The organism is Chloracidobacterium sp. (genome assembly GCA_016720705.1).
Classification (GTDB): domain Bacteria; phylum Acidobacteriota; class Blastocatellia; order Pyrinomonadales; family Pyrinomonadaceae; genus OLB17.
The window spans coordinates 2,167,231-2,186,895 of sequence record JADKKB010000007.1; the positions used below are offsets into that span (position 1 = coordinate 2,167,231).

General features: G+C 51.8%; 15 protein-coding genes. All 15 read right to left on the reverse strand.

What is annotated here, in order from left to right; genetic code table 11:
- Positions 1 to 70: 70 nt before the first annotated feature.
- The 15 genes from IPQ00_16675 to IPQ00_16745 all read right to left on the reverse strand — a co-directional run bounded on the left by IPQ00_16675 (position 71) and on the right by IPQ00_16745 (position 19,655).
- Positions 71 to 667 carry a hypothetical protein gene (locus IPQ00_16675; GenBank protein MBL0242201.1) on the reverse strand — a complete coding sequence of 199 codons (597 nt, stop codon included), beginning with the start codon at positions 665 to 667 and terminating at the stop codon, positions 71 to 73.
- A 5-nt stretch (positions 668 to 672) separates the two neighbouring features.
- Positions 673 to 3,390 (reverse strand): type VI secretion system ATPase TssH, encoded by a 2,718-nt coding sequence (gene tssH, locus IPQ00_16680; protein ID MBL0242202.1) that lies wholly within the window; start codon positions 3,388 to 3,390, stop codon positions 673 to 675.
- 13 nt (positions 3,391 to 3,403) lie between these two features.
- Entirely contained in the window at positions 3,404 to 4,429 is a 1,026-nt protein-coding gene (gene tssG, locus IPQ00_16685) for a type VI secretion system baseplate subunit TssG (protein MBL0242203.1), read from the reverse strand.
- Positions 4,430 to 4,432: 3 nt separating this feature from the next.
- A complete protein-coding gene (tssF, locus tag IPQ00_16690) occupies positions 4,433 to 6,325 on the reverse strand; it encodes a type VI secretion system baseplate subunit TssF (protein MBL0242204.1) in 1,893 nt (630 codons plus the stop codon).
- A 46-nt stretch (positions 6,326 to 6,371) separates the two neighbouring features.
- Positions 6,372 to 6,851 (reverse strand): type VI secretion system baseplate subunit TssE, encoded by a 480-nt coding sequence (gene tssE, locus IPQ00_16695; GenBank protein MBL0242205.1) that lies wholly within the window; start codon positions 6,849 to 6,851, stop codon positions 6,372 to 6,374.
- Between the two features lie 105 nt (positions 6,852 to 6,956).
- Complete coding sequence (locus IPQ00_16700) at positions 6,957 to 7,442, reverse strand: type VI secretion system tube protein Hcp (GenBank protein MBL0242206.1); 486 nt, start codon at positions 7,440 to 7,442, stop codon at positions 6,957 to 6,959.
- A gap of 174 nt (positions 7,443 to 7,616) precedes the next feature.
- Positions 7,617 to 9,107, reverse strand: coding sequence for a type VI secretion system contractile sheath large subunit (gene tssC, locus IPQ00_16705; GenBank protein ID MBL0242207.1), 1,491 nt, complete (start codon positions 9,105 to 9,107; stop codon positions 7,617 to 7,619).
- 6 nt (positions 9,108 to 9,113) lie between these two features.
- Positions 9,114 to 9,623: a type VI secretion system contractile sheath small subunit gene (gene tssB / locus IPQ00_16710; protein ID MBL0242208.1), complete on the reverse strand. Its 510-nt coding sequence runs from the start codon at positions 9,621 to 9,623 to the stop codon at positions 9,114 to 9,116.
- A 107-nt stretch (positions 9,624 to 9,730) separates the two neighbouring features.
- Positions 9,731 to 10,924, reverse strand: coding sequence for a type VI secretion system protein TssA (tssA, locus tag IPQ00_16715; protein MBL0242209.1), 1,194 nt, complete (start codon positions 10,922 to 10,924; stop codon positions 9,731 to 9,733).
- 116 nt (positions 10,925 to 11,040) lie between these two features.
- Positions 11,041 to 11,835: a hypothetical protein gene (locus IPQ00_16720; GenBank protein MBL0242210.1), complete on the reverse strand. Its 795-nt coding sequence runs from the start codon at positions 11,833 to 11,835 to the stop codon at positions 11,041 to 11,043.
- Between the two features lie 20 nt (positions 11,836 to 11,855).
- The gene (gene tssM, locus IPQ00_16725) at positions 11,856 to 15,437 is read right to left on the reverse strand and encodes a type VI secretion system membrane subunit TssM (protein MBL0242211.1); all 3,582 of its coding nucleotides are present in this window, start codon (positions 15,435 to 15,437) and stop codon (positions 11,856 to 11,858) included.
- Between the two features lie 12 nt (positions 15,438 to 15,449).
- The gene (locus tag IPQ00_16730; GenBank protein ID MBL0242212.1) at positions 15,450 to 16,127 is read right to left on the reverse strand and encodes a DotU family type IV/VI secretion system protein; all 678 of its coding nucleotides are present in this window, start codon (positions 16,125 to 16,127) and stop codon (positions 15,450 to 15,452) included.
- 7 nt (positions 16,128 to 16,134) lie between these two features.
- Positions 16,135 to 17,487: a type VI secretion system baseplate subunit TssK gene (gene tssK, locus IPQ00_16735; protein ID MBL0242213.1), complete on the reverse strand. Its 1,353-nt coding sequence runs from the start codon at positions 17,485 to 17,487 to the stop codon at positions 16,135 to 16,137.
- Between the two features lie 110 nt (positions 17,488 to 17,597).
- Positions 17,598 to 18,392 (reverse strand): YkgJ family cysteine cluster protein, encoded by a 795-nt coding sequence (locus IPQ00_16740; GenBank protein MBL0242214.1) that lies wholly within the window; start codon positions 18,390 to 18,392, stop codon positions 17,598 to 17,600.
- Positions 18,393 to 18,398: 6 nt separating this feature from the next.
- A complete protein-coding gene (locus IPQ00_16745; protein ID MBL0242215.1) occupies positions 18,399 to 19,655 on the reverse strand; it encodes an FHA domain-containing protein in 1,257 nt (418 codons plus the stop codon).
- Positions 19,656 to 19,665: the final 10 nt, after the last annotated feature.

Consider the following 19,665-nt stretch of genomic DNA (forward strand, 5'->3'; position numbering starts at 1 on the left):
ATATTCTTCGAGCCCTTCAAAATATTTGCTCGTACTTAAAGACGAAGCAGGTCAATATTTTTTGCGTTTGCTACGGACGCGGTTCCCTACGCGGGTCGTGTACGTCCCCGTCCGAGTCGTACCAAACACTCGGATTTTGGAATTCCGTTATTATATTTCCGTCGCGACCGTACACGACGACCGGACCTTCCCACTCGCCATATTCGATCGGAGATTCCTCACAAAACCAAAATCGGCACCTTTCCGAACGGGAATATGTCTGTGTTTCCCTCGCGGCCGTAACTTCGGCGTGTGCCTGTAGTGCAATATGTCGACACAACTCGTCGCCATCGCCGTGTCGCGTCATCGAAGTTTCGGCAACGTGGCACGCCAAGATAACGATCCGGTCCACCTTGTCACGCAAACGCGCGAAGTGATGAACTGTCGTAAAAGCAATAAGTTCGTGACAGAAGAGCAATGCCGTGGTATTTTCGGCTAATACCGTTACACCGTGGCACATCAGATACAAGACTCCGATCCCGCTATGCTCGTCCGCAATACGAACGACGCGATCAAAGAAATCTTCGATATGTGTACTGTCGTCGACGTCAAAGCTCAATGCAGAAGCTGTTGAGATCGGCGTCCTGCCTTCGAGCCTTGTATCGTGAACTACTACGTTTACGGACATTTTACTTATTCAAATTGATAGGTGAAGTTTTCACCTTCGCCGACGCCGACGTGCACCTTGCTGATACCCTCGCCGCTCGCCATTCGTGCGAGCACCTCGCCGGACATTTCCGGCAATAGTGTCCCTGTCAGAATGTTATAGACATTCCGGGCTCCGCTGTCCACATCTGTACAGCGTTTTGCTACTGTCTCTATGACGGTATCGTCATACGAAAATTGCGCATTGTGGTTGTCTTTTATTCGTTTTGCGATCTTGCCGAGCTGCAGTTTGATGATCAACCGCATTATCTCGTCGGAGATCGGATAGAACGGCACGGTAACCATTCTGCCGAGCAATGCCGGCTTAAAGGCCTTGTTGAGTTCCGGTTTGATCGCATCCACCAGACCCTCAGGTGATGGTGTCGTATCAGGATCGGCACACAATTTCATAATTGTGTCCGTTCCGACATTGGATGTGAGAATGATGATGCAGTTCTTAAAATCGATCTCGCGGCCCTCACCATCCTCCAGCACACCCTTATCAAATACCTGAAAGAAAAGTTCCATCACATCCGGATGGGCCTTTTCGACTTCGTCGAGCAGCACGACCGAGTAAGGCTTACGCCGAACTGCCTCGGTCAAAACGCCGCCTTCACCATAGCCTACATATCCGGGAGGTGAGCCCTTAAGACTCGAAACCGTATGGGCCTCTTGATACTCGCTCATATTTATCGAGATCAAATTTCGCTCGCCGCCGTACAGAGAATCGGCAAGGGCAAGAGCCGTCTCCGTCTTTCCGACGCCTGATGTTCCCACTAGCATAAAAACGCCGATCGGACGCTTGGGGTCGGTCAGGCCGGCCCTAGATGTCCGGATCCGCTGGGCTATCGCCTCGAGAGCGTGATTTTGGCCCAAGACGCGTTCTTGTAGGGTCGCAGCCAACTTTAGCACTGCATTTATTTCATCGGCGACCATCTTTCCGATGGGGATTCCGGTCCATCCTGAGATGACTTCGGCAACCGTCTGGCCGTTAACGACCGGCTGCATAAGCGGATTTTCGCCCTGAATCGTTTTGAGCTCTTCATTAGCCGATTTCAGTTCGGCCCTAAGCAGATCCACGTCCACGGCAGGTTCCGGAGTTGTTGTTTCGGCATCGACTGCGACTGCTTCGCCCTCGATCGCCGCAGTTTCAACCGGCTCGGGGTCTAATCGGGACATTTCCAGCTTCGCGCGAATGTTGCGGATCTTTTCGACAAGTTCTTTCTCTTTTGTCCATTGACCGTTAAGTTTCGCGAGTTCCGCGGTTGACGTGTCAAGAGCAGTTTTCAGCTCTGCCAATCGTGTGCCGTGGTCGGCTCCCGTCACTTGTTCCCGTTCGAGAGCTTCGGATTCCGACGAGAGATTTTGTATCAGTCGCGTCTCATCTTCGACGGCGGCAGGCGTTGCACCTTGGCCGATCGCGACTTTTGCACATGCGGTGTCGAGTACTGAGACGCTCTTATCAGGCAACTGACGGCCGGTAATATAACGCGAAGAGAGTTTGACGCACTCAACTATCGCCTCATCCAGGATGCGGACGTTGTGGTGCTCCTCCATTTTGCCCGTTAGTCCACGCATCATCGCAACGGCTTTTTCTTCGTCCGGCTCATCGACCTTTACAACCTGAAACCGTCTGGCCAGAGCGGCGTCCTTTTCAAAATACTTTTTGTATTCGGCCCAAGTTGTCGCGGCAATCGTCCTAAGTTCGCCACGGGCCAACGCGGGCTTTAGTAGATTGGCCGCATCGTTCTGACCGGCCTGACCTCCGGCACCGATCATTGTGTGGGCCTCGTCGATGAACATTATTATTGGTTGCGGCGAAGACTTTACCTCATCGATCACATTCTTGAGACGTTGTTCGAACTCGCCCTTAACGCCCGCGCCCGCTTGGAGCAGGCCCAGATCAAGTGAGCGTACCGAGACGTTTTTCAACGGATCAGGGACGTCTCCTGCTGCGATCCGAGCGGCAAATCCTTCGACAACTGCAGTTTTACCAACGCCCGCCTCTCCCGTAAGTATCGGATTATTCTGGCGGCGACGGGTCAGGATGTCGATGATCTGGCGGATCTCACCCTCGCGGCCAAGGATGGGGTCGATCTTGCCGGCGGCGGCCTTTGCCGTCAGGTCTTCGGTGTACTGGTCGAGAGCCTTTGTCTTGCCGGGAACACCGCTTGCGACCGGCGAACCGTCAGCCGACCCGGCCGTTTCGCCGAGGGCGACGGCATCACGTTCTTCGTTAGAGTCCGCTGTAATTTCGGGCAGTTTGATCTGCAGCGATTCGGCCGAAATATGATTAAATTCGCGTGATATCTCTCTAGCGATCCGCGCATAGCTTTCGTTTGCGACCAGAGCGAGTACGAGATGACCGCTCCGGACACGGGCTGCTCCAAAGTCAACGGATGCCAAAAGCCACGCGTCCTGGATCCATCGCGGCAGGCGGTCGCTTAGCCCCGGCGTACGCGTATTGCCAGTCTTTAGGCGGCCAAGTGCTTCATTTACATCCTTAGCCAAACGGTCGATGCTGACCTCGTAATGATTGCAGATGCGATGAAGATCTGTGTTGTCCTGTTCGAGTAACTTGAACAGAATGTGTTCGATTTCGACATCATAATTTGTTCTCGAAAGGCACAACCCGGCGGCGCCTTCCAGCGCCTCGCGGCACGTGTCGTTCAATCTGCCGATCAATGATTTTAAGTTAACGTTCATTACTGGTCATCTCCTAATTTTCTGTGAGTGAATCACCCGTTTGCAGCACTAATTGATCGTCGTCGGCGACGAAGGGTTTTGTTTTGAGCCAGGTTGTCCAACCTAGCATTGGACGTCGAACGGCCTTGGTCGTTAGTACCGAACTCGGCACCTGCTTGGCAGCCAAGATAAGCTGCAGATCAAAATCAAACTCGAATCCGATCAAAAACTTGATCATCGAGTGTAGCTGGCGATACGCCGAGCCGTTTGGCAAAAACGCCTGATATTGCTTAAATTTGAGTGGCCCGATTCGAACGCGTATTTTTGATTGCTGATCCCATACACGCGTTCCGATGATCGAACTTCGGCCAAGTTCTGAGTTGCTCTTGCCTAATTTTGTCGTATCCTCGTCCGAAAGGTCGAGCCACTGACCAAAATACTGATCCACCTTCGCCGTAACGCCAAAATAATCGCTGATCATATTTTCTAAGGCGTTCACCGAATGTGGCTTCTGTCCGATCAGGCCGACATAGGGAAGTAGCGACTCGTCATCAATGGCCATCCGACCGCGAAGCCCATTGGTGCCGAGTCCGGCAAGATCAAAAATATATGACGTAAATTCGCGATCGCCCCGTTCATAGGCGATGGGAAAACGATATTTCGCCCAAGCCCGATAAAACATTGAAACGGATCGATGGGTAAAGATGTCCAGAAATGACCAAAGCGTTGTATCGCGATGACGCACGCGATCAAGCACGAGTTCGGTGTAATGTGTCGGCAAGACTCCGCTTACACCCGCCATCCCCATAAAATTTACGATCATCTCGACAAGCCGCTTATCGGAATCTGCCACGGCGGTCTCACGGATCTCTTGGATCTCACTTGCAGGGAACTCGAGGCCTATACGCGATCGAAAGCGAACCACTTCTTCGTTCGGAAGTGCATCCCTGCCGACGGTCTTGCGGTCCGAATATATTCTCTCAAGCAGACGGACAGCTTGAAAGAACTCGAACGCGAAAGGTTCGTCGAACAACTCCTGATTTAGTGGCTTCTTCGACACAATTTACGACAGTTCCTGTTCTCCGGCCCGAGGTGCAAATCGCCGAACATTCTCCTCGCGCTGTTCGGTTCTGACAACGAGTTGATTAAACGAGTTTATTGACGAGTAAAGGCCCAGAAACCGCTCTAGAACACTTGCGAATAGAAATAATCCACTACCCACGTATTGTTCTTCGTCAAAGGTTAGCGTCGTCTCGAGCCCTCGGACAAATCCGGCACCGATCCTACCACCGATCTGTCTGACCACCTTTCGTGTCGCGATCTTGGTTATTCCCAGTATCTGCTTTCTGGTTACCGACGAATCGGCAAAATTATATAGGTGCAATAGTTCCTGCAGTGCTTCGGGCGTTCCGTTTTCTGCATTCACCAGCGAGAGATAATTCAAATTAAGGTGAGATATCAGACGCCATTGAGCGGAACGGCGTTGTGGTGGTCGGATCGTTTCGGTGGGTTTTGTCAGGCATCTGACCCGTGACAAAAGTGCCGTGCCCTCGACCTCAAAATCACCTTCTTTACCGCCAAACGGCAATTTGGCGGGCAAGTCGCGATTAGTGCAGGTGGTTTTTACGTTAAGAACCTCGACCGCCGGGATCAACGGGTTAAATTTCAGATCTACCAGCGACAAGAATACTTCGGTCCCGGCATCGTCCGTTCTTTGCGACGGCCGCCGCACACCGTACCAAAACGATTTTTCTAACTGTTCACCGTAGGCGTGGCGCATAGAGTAGAATGGCGAAAATTCGCGGGTCCGATTTGAACGCGGATCTGTTGTGATCACGTCATTTACCGAATAGATCTCAGTCGTTGACTGGCGGTGTACATCCGGAATGATCTGGTATTCGAACTTTTTCTGAGATAGATAGATCGGATCGGAAAGTTTTGAAAACAGATTTACGATCGGCGAGCAACCCAATCGAAATGTCTCATTCGTTATAGGTGCGACCGGCGGCGTAATGTCGCGCAGATGTATAACGATATCAAAATGGCTGCCGAATTTTTTAGCGATCGCTTGATCAATGCCGTACAGGTCAAAAAACAAAAACTTGTATGGGAAAGCGAAATACTCGGTCAGCAACCTGTATCCGGCGAATGAACGCTTAGTGAAGGGGAGTACAGCCTCACTCTCATCAAACCCGACCGCTTTTATCACGTCACTTGCGGCAAGGATCACTGGATCCGGTTTCTTAAACTGGATATTGGTGATCGTTTTCATCGTCTTACCGTCGATCGGAGCATCTTTTGCCCTGAACTCGACAGCAGTGGCGTGATTCAACAGGATCTCGTAAAGCGGAAAGACAAGCTGCGGTTCGCCATCAAGATAAAACCGCATTTTCTCAGGCGGTTTCGAGGTCGCGCCGTTCTTCAGTTCGCTGAGGTTGGCGTTGCCATAGCACCTCATACTGAGGCGTATCGACGCTTCGGATAGGTTGCCGCGGGCATCTTTCGGCGCCGGCGATTCGAGGGCGGCAGATTGGATCTCGATCGGCATTAGGTCAACGTCAAATGCCGTACGAAAGCGGCACGGCGTACCGTCGACCGGCCGTGAATTAAGCCGCGTACCACGTTCGATCGTTTGCGCGGCAGTCAGATTATCATTCGGCGATCCGTAGGAGAATTGGACTATCGCCATCGACGGTATCGGCGATAGATAGTGAGGATAAAGAATATTGAGAAATGCTTCGGTGATCTCGGGCAACTCGTCATCGAGTTTGTGCCCGATACGGGCCGTCAAATAGGCGAATGCCTCGATCATTCGTTCGACGTGCGGATCTTCGACCTTGTCTTCGTCCAACTGCAGCCGAGCGGCGATCTTAGGGTATTTTTTGGCAAACTCCGCGCCCATTCGACGCAGAAAGACGAGTTCTCGCTCGTAATATCCTAAGAGTTCATCACGCATAACGTTCAAATACTGCCCAGGCCCACCTCAGTGTTCAGAAGGCGGTCTATGACATCGAAAACTCGCCGCTGCCGAGTTCCAGCATAGTATCAAATACGATCGGTTCCGGCGTTGGTTCAATATCCAGATTTGCCTCGATCCTAAATCTAAGATGTCTGTCCGCGTGCTCGACGGGATCCATTGTGACCTTTAGATTCATAAACCGTGGTTCAAATATTCGGATCGCTGTTTCGAGAGACTTTGTAAGCCTCGTCTGTTCGGCATTATTTTTCGCGTTCATACCCATTATGTCGGGCAGTCCATAGAACGCGATCGAGCGTTTGGCCTCGTCGAGTTGGTTGTCGTCGTCATTAAGATGACATCTCGTATTGAGCAGCCATTCCAGATCCCGTCGAACCGATGCCTTAAGGTCCTGCAATCCTGCAGATCTTGATTTTGGGGCCTCGCGGCTCTCCTGCGGATCAAGATCGATTAGTCGGTCGAGCACCGACGGGGTGACGCGTATATCAGAATTACTGCGGGACATACTAAAACCAAACGGAGGTCAACAAAACTAATTTGCAGGGCTGCACCGATTTGCGATACAGCCCTGCGGATCTTCCTGCCGGCCAAGGCCGGGATGAAGTTGAAGTTAGACCTTCTTATTGGCCTTGACGTCGTAGCCGGCCTTGATAGCACCGCCGAGTGAACCGTCCGGTTTCTGCTCCTTGTACTCGACCTCGATCTTGGCAAAGTTCAACGAGATCTGATCCGTTGAGAAATCTCCGCCGTTAGCGGATCCGCCGGTCTGGTACGATGATACGAGGACGTCGCTCATTGTGACCTTGAGAAATTCCTGTTGCTCAGTTCCGGCCTTTCTCGATACGAGAACAGCTTTCTTGATGTGTTCGCCGGTCGCACAAGCCAACATCAATTTCGGTGATGCCTTGCTGGTTCTCATAACGAAGTGAAAATCCTGCATCGAGACCTTACCGGCACCACCACCACCACCCATTGAAAATGAACCTGCGTTTGTGGCTCCGAATGACCAAGACTGGAGATCGATCTCACCTTTATGTTTGTGATCTGCGCTCTCACCTTCGACGGTGCCAAGATTCAAAAAATAATCAACTGCCATTTTATTTTGCTCCTTTTATTTGATGGAAAAGCGTTTCTGCTATCTCCGAACTACTCACATCACTAAGACGATAGCGATAGTTTTTTTTGCGAAGAACGCGAAAAAAATAAATTAGCCGGGCGACAGATGCGAAATTTCTCAATAAAACCTTGCACCCGTCGCCATCGGCCGACGTTAGCCGTTTGCCGGCTGCGGCAAGTCCGCGACCAAACGCAACGAAACAGATAGTTCGTCGAGTTGGAAATGCGGTCTTAAGAAAGCGACTGCCCGATAGCAACCAGGTTTACCCGGGATCTCGGCCACCTCGACCTTGGCTTCGCGAAGCGGATACTGAGATTTGGTCGCCGCTGACGCATTATCGTCTTCGGTGACGTAGTTCATTATCCACTTATTGAGAAACATCTCGCACTCGCTACGCGACATAAAGCTGCCGATCTTGTCACGCATCATTGACTTGAGGTAATGTGCGAAACGCGAAACGGCAAAGATATACTGCAATTGAGTCGAGAGCCGGGCGTTGGCATTGGCGGCATCCGAATCATACTTTTTGGCCTTATTGGCCGACTGCGTTCCGAAAAACGCGGCATAATCCGTTCCCTTGCAATGAACGAGAGGGATAAAACCGTTGTCGGCAAACTCCTTCTCACGGCGATCGGTCACCGCGACCTCGGTCGGGCATTTCATCGCGATCTCGCCTTCATCCGTTTCAAATGTATGCGTCGGCAAGCCTTGGACCAGGCCACCGCCCTCGACGCCGCGGATAGCTACACACCATCCGTACATCGAAAATGCCTCAGTGAGACGCGTACCAAGTGCGTAAGCTGCGTTACCCCAGAGGTATTTCTTGTGGTCCTTACCGTCAACATCTTCTTCAAACCGAAAGGTTTCGGTCGGCTTTGTCGCGGCACCGTACGGTTCACGCATTAGAACGTGCGGCAGCGTGAGCCCGACGTAACGCGAATCTTCTGATTCACGGAAGCTACGCCATTTCATATACTCGGTGCGGTCAAATATCTTGGAGACATCGCGTACTTCCGACATCTCGCCAAAATTATCCCAGCCAAACATTCCTGCCGAAGCGGCACTCAAGAACGGTGCGTGAGCCGCGGCCGCGACTTGCGAAATGTTCTCGAGCAGTGCCATATCCTGCGGATGGTTGCCAAATTCGAAATCGCCGATCAATGCGCCGAACGGAGCACCGCCAAACGTTCCATATTCTTCTTCGTAAACTTTCTTGAATAGTGCTGATTGATCAAACTCCAAAGCTCGTTCAAAGTCCTTTAGGAGGTCATTCTTGGTCACGCTCATAACCTTTATCTTGAGCAGCGTGCCGGTCAGCGAATTCTTGAGCAAATGGTGGAGTCCGCGCCACGAACCTTCCAATTTCTGAAAGTCCTCGTGGTGCATTATCTCGTTCATTTGGGCCGAGACCAGACGGTCGATCTCCGCGATACGCGAATTGATCGCAACGTCCATATTCTTGGACATCGTAAGTTCGCCACTCATTACCTGATTGACGAATTCGCCGATCATATCCTTAGCGCGTTCTTTCTGGAAATCATCGCGGGCCATACGGCCCTCGGTCAATATCTTGTCCAGCAATCCGCCGGACTCTTCGGTCACGACGGTTTGAGCGGCGGCATCTTGTTCTTTAGTTTTTGCCATTTTCGTTTAGTCCTCCTTTGAACCAAGCTGGTCGCTTAATTCCTTTTGCTTATCGACATTTGCGATGATGTCCTCGAGCATCGTCTCGAGTTTTTCATTGCCGTCCATCTTCGACCGGAGGTCTGCGAGCTTTTGCCGTGCCTCAACAAGTTTCCTGAGCGGCTCGACCTGCTGGACGATACGATCGGGTTCAAAGTCCTCGATACTGCTAAATTTCAGTTCGACACCCATTTTGCTGCCGTCGTCCTGAACTTTGTTGTCCACTGTATACGCGAGCCTCGGAGCCATTCCTGCAAGGACCGAATTGAAGTTATCGGGATCGATCTCCACAAACTTACGGTTCTTGAACGCCGGCAGCGGTTCTTCCGGTTTTCCGACGAAGTCTCCCATAACGCCGAGAACAAACGGAAGTTCTTTTAATTCGATAGCTCCGCCGACCTCCACATCGTACGTTATCTGCACACGAGGCGGGCGAACCCGATCGATCTTATGCTGCAAACTTTCTTTCTTTGGCATATTCTATTTTCTCCTTAGGCTTTAACCATTTATATAAGACTAATAATTGCAAAATCTTTCCGGCAAACTACTCGCCTCAAACAGGCGACATCGAAACCGTCGCAAAGTTACCATTCATCGCTACCGGTTGACTCCGATTCGGTCGTTTCTTCAGCCGGTTCGGAGTAATAATCGCCGGCGGATGACGAGGTGCCGATCCCGAGCATTTCATTGATCTGCTCGAGAGCCGCCGAGTCCTTGATGACCTCTTGCAGCCAACTGTCGAGCGGCATATTACCCCATTTGACAGCTCGATTCACGAGATATGCGACCGGGCTGTGCGGTTCGGACCGGTGAAAGAATACAGCGATCTCCGAAAGTCGCTTGAGGGCATCGGAACGCGACTTGACCGCGCCTACCATTGTCGACGGAGTTCCGGCGTTAGTGCTTTCTGACGATCCATCCTCACTCGGAGTCGTTTCTTCGGCAACATCGTTTTCATCGGGTTCCTCAAGACGCTTCCTCTCTAAGATCTTCTTGACCTGGCCGTAGACATCGTCAAGCGATTTTTTTAACGTGCTAAGACCGGGCATCTGATTGCGGTCGTATTTTTCCTCGATCACCCGATTGAGTTCAGTAAACGCTTCCCAACATTCTTCGATAGTACGATTGATCGACTCGGCTTGGGCTCGTGTGGTCTTGGCGACTGCGACCTTCCAGAGATCACCGGTCACTCGGCCTTCGCTTTCCGCCTTAGCCCGTTGGTTATTGAATTCCTGTTGTTTGTCGGGGTCTAACGAATCAAAATTCGGCGGCGTCTCAAGTGAACGGGCCGTAAGCCAATCATTGTAGGAATAGAGGGCACCACCGGTGATCGGGCACGACTTGACGGCATTCGCGCCTTGGACGTCGAGCCACGAAACGGCATTTGCTCGGCCCTCCATATCCCCTTCGTCGATGATCGGATGGAGCGTGTCCCAAAACTGATCCTGAAGTCCGCTAACGAGTTTCAGGCTGTCGCGAAGACCGGCAAATCCGTAATTTACGATCAGCGACTCCGAAAGCCAAGCGGCGATCTGCAAGTCCTTGGCCTCCGTTGCCAAGGCCGGTACTGCCAGTTCGACGACTTTTCGGTAATCGGCCACCTTTAATTCGGTCTGCCATTCGCCCTGGTTAAGGTTGTCGTCTGATCTGCGAGCTTCGTTTATTTCATCGTAAAGCCCCGAATAGCGCAGGCTCACGCCAGATGGCGTCTCTTCGGACACCGGCTGAAGCAGGGCATCTAAGTCGATCACTTGCGGAACCGACAATTCCTCATTCATTCGAAAAACTCCTTGCAACTGACATACAAAGACGTTCGGATCTCAATAGTTTGCTGAAATACGCTTCATTCTATCCGAAAACTAGATATAAATCACTATATTTCTTGCGTAGCAAGTTACTCATGTTCAAACACGATGGTTTCGAGGTCGAGTATCGACCGATCCTTGCCGTCCATCCAAAACAATTTTAGTCCTTCGCCGGCGTACAAGTCTGACCCGAGGTCACGCCAATCGGTCATACGGCCGAGTCGCACCAGATCGTTCTCACTATCGGACGAGCCGGAGTATAAAGACGGAAAGAACATTTCGCCGTTGGTTCCGTCGACGAGTTCGACCTGAGCCTGGATCCAAAACAGATCGCGTAGCGATTTCGGCTTAAAAAATTCGACCTTTTGTACCTGTTCGATCGGCAGCCAAACGTACGAGTCCTTGAAAATTACCTCGAAGATACACATCGTCGAATCGTTATAATCGCGAAAGTCGCTGATCTCACCGCCGTTGACCGTAGCTTTGAATGCGGGGCGTTCTTCTTCGATACGGTCAAGCATCGCTCTTGCTTCGGCAATATTACCCTCGCGGATACGATTGTTGGCCTGGATCAGGTCCTCGACATACGTCGGCGGCGGGGCGATGATGCCCGGCTTTAGACCATCTGCAAAATAACGGGCACGGTCACGCTCCGCCTTGAAATTATTGCGGTAGATCAGGGATCCGATCATCGCATTAGCGTCTTGGTGGCCAATTACATCAAGCTGCTTTTCTGCCCGATCCCAATCGCCTGCGAAACACGAAAGTTCAAAGAGAAATATTCGAGCCGGTATGTCCGTCGGATTACTCCGGACGTGATCCAAAACCGACGCGATCGAACCTGTGAGGTCACCACCGTCCAGCATCTGTTTAGCGTTTTGCATAAAATCCTCCAATCCCTCCGCTACTTGAGCATATTCTGCGGAGCCTTGACCTGTCTGAAAATGCTCTTATCAAAAAGGTCGCCGCCGCTTGGCCTTACCGTGGCCGATACCGATTTACCGCCTACCGAGTAGCTGAGGGTGTATTCACCACCTGCCTGTTTCTGCGGTTTGCCGGCGTCAACAAAGCGGAATAGTCCCCAAGTGCCAGGGAATTTTAACGACGACGAGTCAGACGTCGGCGGTGTCGCCGAATTCGAAGCCGGAGGTGCAGTTGTCGTGGTCGCACCGGACGCCCCGGAACTTACGATCACTCCGGTCTCGGCCGACTGTGCCGCCGGGAATGAACCGTTGATCGACGCGGTCCCTTCGGATGTGACCTTTTGTCCGTCGATGGTAACCTCTACGAGCGAGTCCTTGCCGACCTTTAGGGCAAAAGCGTACTCAAATTTCGGCGTGTTGCCCGTACCGTAAAGAGCCTTTCTAAGTGCAAAGGCGTTGTTGAGGTACGCGACAAACTCGTCACTGAACTTGACCTCGGCAGTGTCCTTCAGCTTCAACTGGCCATTGGACTCCTCAAAGTATTTCTTGAGGCGGTCATCGTAGAATTTAGACAGTTTACCGTCAGTCGGATTGAGGAAGGCGGTCAGTTTCGTAAGGTCCGACTCCGATTGCCCGTCTTCAAACGGAAATCCTTTTTCGATCTCTTTGGCCGCCGGCATTATTTGTTCGCTCCAGGATTTTTTGAGCTGGTCCTGAGCACCTTGGCCGAGCAGGCTCTTCAGATTACCCAGCGGTTCCTGCAGGACCGTCGCTAATTCCTGGGTCGACGATGTCGTAAAGCTCTGGATCATCCCGATGATCGCCCGTTCGTTTGAGAGTAACTTCAGGCTATCGTCCTTCTCGTTCGCAAGATCGTCCGAAACTTGTTTTAGCTTTTCGGCCGAAATTCCGTTCAGGTTCTTGTAGACGTTTTGCAGTGAGGCTCCATAATTATCCACCGGAGCCCGATCTTTCTGACCTTTTTTACCGACAAATTCAAAAAGCGGCTGAAATTCCTTCTCAGGCGGTGTCCCACCCGCGTTGGGATTTTCCTGCGATACAACAAAGCTCTTGATCCAATCCCACCAGCCGATAACCTCGGGCGGAGCCGAGAGATTTGTGTTGCGGCTGATCTCGATCATCAGCACTTTCATCGGCGAATTTTCGAGTGAAAAAACCTGCAGTGCCGCCGCAGCATCTTCCTTTGTCTTATATGGCTTTACGGTTATGCCCTTGGCAAAAGCCCGCCATTCATCGGCGTAGTCGCGATAATAGCGGTCTTCGAGCTTTTTGGAATCGGTCGTCTGGGCGATCTTTGATTTGCCGACCTCACCCATTACCCAATCGTCTTCGCTCAGCTTTTCATCAGCCTCTTTGAGGGCCTTTTTCATTAGTTCGTTGCCGGAACGCGTAAAGATGCTTCGCACCTGATACGCACCATCGAGAAATCTCGCGTCCGAACCGTTTCGGGCCAATATGGCATCGACAGTGGTCGGCCCGACCTTTTCATCGACCGCCTTTGAAATCTCCGTGACCTTGCGTTTGTAATATCTGAATACCGCGGGGAATGCTTGCAGTTTGGCACGCGTATCGGCAACCAGCTTTTCATCGATCAGAATACGCGGAAAGCTGTAATCTTGATCGTCTCGGTCGACCTGTTTGGCCCAAAATTCTAATTGGAGAGCCGCTTTGGTTTTGAGTTCTGCCGGGATCTTGCCCTCGGTTGTCCAGTAATCCTTTAACGCACTGGCAATATGCGCTGAGTCGGCTTTGTCCTTGTAGGGGCCGGCTAACATCAAATAGGCCTTCAAGAGATCGTAATTTTTACCTAGAAGAGCCTCCTCAGCATCGGTCAACTGCGTTGAATTAACGACGGGATTCGATGTGGAAAACTTCTTTAGGTCACTTTGAACCTTTGCGATCGTGGCGGTCTTGTACCGGTGTTCGATCACGTCCATATAGACCTTTAACAGATGCTGTTTGTAGACGCGATTGCCCGAATAGAGCCCGAATCGCATAAACCAAGGGGCACCGTTTCGCTCATAATCATCAAGTTTGACGATCAATTCCCGAAGTGATTCGGTGGTGTCGATCTCTGCACGCGTTGCCTTTTCGTCAGCTTTTGAGGGGTCCTTGTATGCTGAGGTTTGCGTTATTGCGATTAAAGCCTCGCCGCGAGCCCGAGCATCCTCGAGCATCTTTTTATTGTTATAGAGCGAAACGCCGGATAGCGAAAGCAGAATGATCAACAATCCGGCACCGAGCAAAATTGATGCCCACCCGAGCAGCGGTGCACCTTGTTTGCGTGCTTGAAATGCTCGTACAATATCCTTGTCACGCAGCAAAACGTCGCGGAAGAACCGATGAGTAAAGAATGTGTCCGCAACCGTCTGGGGTGCGTTCGGGCTGGACTTAGCCGCGGGTGACGCACTGAAATAAAAACCTCTAAGCAGCGGATTTTCGCTAAAGGGGTTTGGTCGGAAAAGAGTCGCCACAAAGGCACCGATCTTTCGACGTGCAGACCCGAAATGCAACGGAAAGTTAAATATACGCAGCTGTCGGACCGGCGAAAACGGAGCGGAAAGTCGCAACAATCGCCGTTTCATCGCCGAATTATGAAGTAATTCAAATTCGCCTTCGAACATCGATTGGCCCGCATCACCCTTGTCGAGCGGAATGGTCGATCCCCAGACCAGCGAGCGTCCATCATTTTTTGAGACCGAAAATGAGTCCCGGAAACCTTCTATTCCATCGGCATGAGTAAAAACGGTGTAAACCGGAAATCGAACCTTTAGCCGTTGGATGGCATCATCGACCCTTGCCCTTAATACCTTCGCCAACTCATCATTTTCGCGATCATCGCCCTTGATGACCCGATCCACATCGGCGGTGATAATATAACCGTCTATCGGGCGGTTCGGGCGGTTCTTGCGTATCAATTCCAGTAGAGCACTCCACTCGTCGCTATCCGAACCCTCGGTTTGATAGCGGCCCGAGGTGTCAATAAATACAGCTTCGCTGGTAACTCGCCAGGTAACGGACGTTGTCGCTCGAACAAACTTTTGCTCAGATTGTCTTTGGCTCGGAAGGGTTTGAAAATCGAGGTCTGAGCCTACGATCAGCGACGTTTTGCCACTCCTAGGCGGTCCCGCCACGATATACCACGGCAGAGAATATAGGGCGTCCTTTCCGCCATCTCCCAGACTGGATGTACGCAAAAACTGGATCGTCTCAATAATGCTCTGTTCGAGTTCGGGGTATTTGCCGGTCGGGGTTGTCGTGGCGGCGGCCTTCTCCGTCGTTTCCGTTCCGACCGTTTCCGCGGCGCTTGCGGCTTCCGCTTCGGCCCGTTCACGCTTTTTGCGGCGGCGTGAACCGACGAACGCGATGACCAGTGCAAACGGCAACGTCAACAGAACGAGTCCGATAATGACGATCTTCTGGGTATCGCCCACGGTGCTTGGCGGCAACATATACACGATGACGCTGACAATGCCATAAAACGACATCATTCCACCGATGCCGAACGCGTATGATAATTGGCTTGTATGCCAGGAACTCATATTCTCGTAAAACTAACGCTGTAACTTGTCTACTGCTTCCTGAATGTACATCGAGGACATCAGAAACATTATTAAATAAGCGATCAAAGCGGCGCCGAGCCCGCCAAAGGCTCCGATCTTTGCCCAAGTCGGTAGTCCACGGTCTTTCGGCACTTCCGGCTGATCATTGGCGAGCCAGTTCGGCGACAAGTCGACCGGTTTGATCTTGCCGGCCTTGACCAGGGCGTTGGCGGTCGATTGCATTATGGCGAGCAGTTTTTCCTGCTCATACACACCATACCTGCCCTTAAAACCGAGCAGCATACAGTAATAATAGATCTCGACAGCATCTTGCGTGACGTCGATCTGTCTAAGCATCGACTCAAGCTTGTCAAAGAATTTGTTGCCGGCCAACTGCTCACCAAAATACTCGAGTTGGAGTGGGTTTCGCTCCCATTCCGAGCGTAGGGGGAAATTGTTGGTCAATATCGTTTCATCAACAAATGAAGCAAGTGCAAATTTCGATACCGAGACGATTTTGTGATTGAATTTGTATCGCTCGGCACGCTTTTCAAAATCGTCCAGCAATCCAACGACCTTGGGCCGAAGGTCATTCGACGGCGCGACAATACTTGCCTTGAGACGGAGGATCAAGTCAAAGATCGGCCCGGCAAATGTTATTAGATCATTTTTACTGACAGTTTCGGACATATTACAGTCAGGGTTTTACTGCGTACATTTCGAGTTTAACATCGGTGATCTCGTCGGGAACATAGACCGACACAACCTTTGAGCCCTTGATCCCGTCCCAGTAGGGGCCGATCGAATCGAGTTGAAAATACTTAAAGCCGACGCGGGCCGGGATCGGTGCCGGCGGCGGATTAGTGTATGTCAAAACGACGCCGGGCAATGCCGAACCAATGACCGAATCGATCACGTCGCGTGATGCGATCTTGACCACGCGCGGAACACCATCTATGACCTTTGACTCGGGTATCTGGGACCTTACGGCCAGATAAAAAGCCGCGTCCTTGAGCAATCGTTCGTCTTCCACCCTGCCGACATACAGGGTTTCGCGTGTTTTCTCGAGCGGGATGGCAACACATCGGCTTGGGATCACAGTTTCGAGCAGATCTCGAAGCTGTCCCGCTAGGTTAAAGAACGTGAAATAGAGGTCATCGTGATCGTACTTGACGATGTCACGCGGGTGGAAATCCGTCGAGAAAGTCATCAACTTGCCGACTAGTCCAGCCATCTCGAGATACAGTCTTTCCGGATGCACAAGGGATGAATAGAAAAAATGCGACATTGCCGGAATCGATGAGTTAATGGTATGCAACAACCAGAATACCCCGGTATCAGAAGTCGTAAAATCAGCCAAGCCAGCCTGACGCTGCCGACGCTGTTCGCCGAGGCTCCCACTTTTGGTGATCAATATCTCAACGAATTGACGCATCATATCGCCCAGCCAGACGGAGCTGGATGCATTTAGCGTTGGCGGGATATATTCGTCTGAGATCCTTACCTGGCCGGTCGGAGTTCGTTCAAGTTCAGCGATCTTGATCGAGGTAAAGCCGTCCCGGAGTTCGTCGTCAAAGATTATGCGGAGATTATTCTTTGTATATGCGAGCGGCTGTTCGTTCGTGCCGCTGGTTTCGTCCTTGACCAGAGCACCTTCCTGCAAGTACCTGAGCGTCGCGCTTGCTTTCGCCCCATTGGACTGAAAATTAGCTTCGCCGGCCTTCATCGCGGGGATCGCAAGGTGCACACCCAATTTTTCAGCCTCAGCGTGAAAATGGTCCCCCACGGGACGCAGATCGGGCACCGATTCGACATCGGGGACGTTTACGACCAATCCGTCAGGCATTACGGCACGACAACGGGTGATCTGAAAGTTAGCGTTGGCGATCGCTTCATTGTTGATCTTGAGGTCGAGTATTCCATACGAATATGGAGCGACCGACCCGATCCGTGACTGAAGCAGGTCTTCGTGGTAGTTGTCCCACTGCTGAAAATGATGCGGCGTGAGCAGCATTCCTTCATTCCAGACGATCTTGCGGTATTTGCTCATAAGCCAAGGTAGAGGTAAATAGTAAACCGAGTTTGCCAATTAGTAAATAGCGCGAACAGCTAATAAGCCGATACAGCACTTCGGTTTGCAGTCGGACGGGCTGTGCCCAATTACGCTTCCGCCGACGGTATTTCGGTTTTGGTCAGTTGACCAAAAAAATCGGCCGCCCATCGCTCGCCGGTCTTTTCCTCAAAGATGTCCGGATGGCGTTCGACAAAGTCGAGTGCCTCGATCATCATCAGCGATGACAGCCCGTCTGTATTCCTGGTGCGCCCGACGTTTAGCATTGCTTTTGATGGCTTTAAGATTATTGGGACCTTTTTGATCTTTTCACCGGATGGACTTGCACAGTATTCGGCCGGCGAAGTGACAAGATATTCACGGCACACAAGCGGGCGATCCGGATGGATCGAGCACGACTCATCCTCTAGAAACGGGCACGGGATATCCTCTTTCATATAGCTTGTAACCGTCTCGACGTACTTCTGTGGCAAAAATCCGGGCAGGTGTTCTGACGCCAAATCCATTAGGTCGGTGAGTTTGTCAAACCATCGGATCGCGACAAAGTGAGCAAGAGCATCAGCAAATCGCTTCCGGACGACCGACCGGCGTGGTTCCGGCATCGAAGCAACGAGGTCCGCGATCTGATAAGCCTCGACCTCCGAGATCGGAACAGCCTGTCGGCAACAGGCACCGCATCCGGCCTTACACGATATCTCAATATTGTCGTCTTCCAATGAATCAATGCTTAGACCCACCACGGCACTCGACATCTGTTGAAAAATTGGCAGCATACGCTGAGGCTTGACCGGTGCGGCGGGCACGGTCAATTGCATCTCGACCGGTTGACCGTTTATCCTCAAAACGACGTTGCCTGTGACCCATTCTTCGGTTTCCATTTCCATATTAGCTTAAAGTCCCGGTGCCTCAGTATTGACGCCAAACGCCTTCGGGTTTTGCATTATCGTGCCAACGGCCAGAAATCGAAGTGCAAGGTCGTATTGGCTATCGGTGATCTGGCCATTCCTCTTCAGATACCAGATGGTGCGTATCTCGCGCACTAGTTGCGGCGAGTCCGTCGCCAGTTTTTGTAGCATATTACGCATTCGCATAAAGTCGCCGGACGCACCTTGATCATACGCTGCGATCATTAAGAGGCAATCGTCGCCGAGTTCGTTGCCGACCTGTATGCTCAATTTGTCCAATGTGTCGGCCATTGACTGCGCGGTTTGTAGCACGTCGCCGCGTTGTGAACCGAGTTTCGTGATCGCCGCCGCCGCCAGAAATTGCGGCTTTAGGTTCTTTGATTGAGCGAGAGCCTTTATCTGGCTTGAGTTCTTTCGTGCCGAGGCGAGGTTGTCGGCCAAGGATGAACCTGACTTGATTGAATTGATTTTGGCGCCCACTATCTGGGCATTGGCACCCGTGATGAATCCGCGTTTGTCGTTTTGGGCGATCGAGCGTAAAAAGCTCTTGGCACTTTCCTCGACCTTAGTGGTTTCGGTCTGATCGCCGGTTGGCGGAGGTAACGATTGATTGGTGTTACCTGTTGGCGTGGGGCTGACGGTGATGACGTCATTGGAGTTTCGTTCCGGAGTGTCCGAGCCCGCCGGAGTTTTCGACCTCGCGGGCGGGTCGATCGGGTCGTCGGAATATACGATATCTCGATTGTCCTGTCTGCCGTTTCCACGCGTCATCAAAACGAAAGCCCCGACGCCAATGAGAATCAGAATTGCGATTATCGGGGCAATGTAAAAAAGGCTTGGCGGAATGCCGCCAGGAGCGGTAGCCGCCGAGCTCGGTTGAGGTATGGCCGGTGCCGGTTTGGTGCTCTCCGGCGGAACCGAGGGCGGCAGACCGGACGGATCGTCCGAGACAAATTCGACATCGATCTCAAAGCCGCCAAGTTCGAGGCGGCAGTTTTCGCTTAGAGCCGTCGGTTCGGTCAGCGGCGTGTCATTGATCGTTGAGCCATTGCTGGAACCGCGTTCGGTGACGACAAAAACGTCGCCAAAACGGTCGATCAACAAATGGTCGCGCGACAGCCGTCCGTCAGTGATCGCGAGGTCGTTGGTCGAGTGTCGCCCGATCGCAAATCGTGCCTTATCGACAGCGACGCGTTGCTCCGCTCCGTTTGCGTCCTTAAATTTTAGGAAAAGTTCGATCATCGTCCCGGTC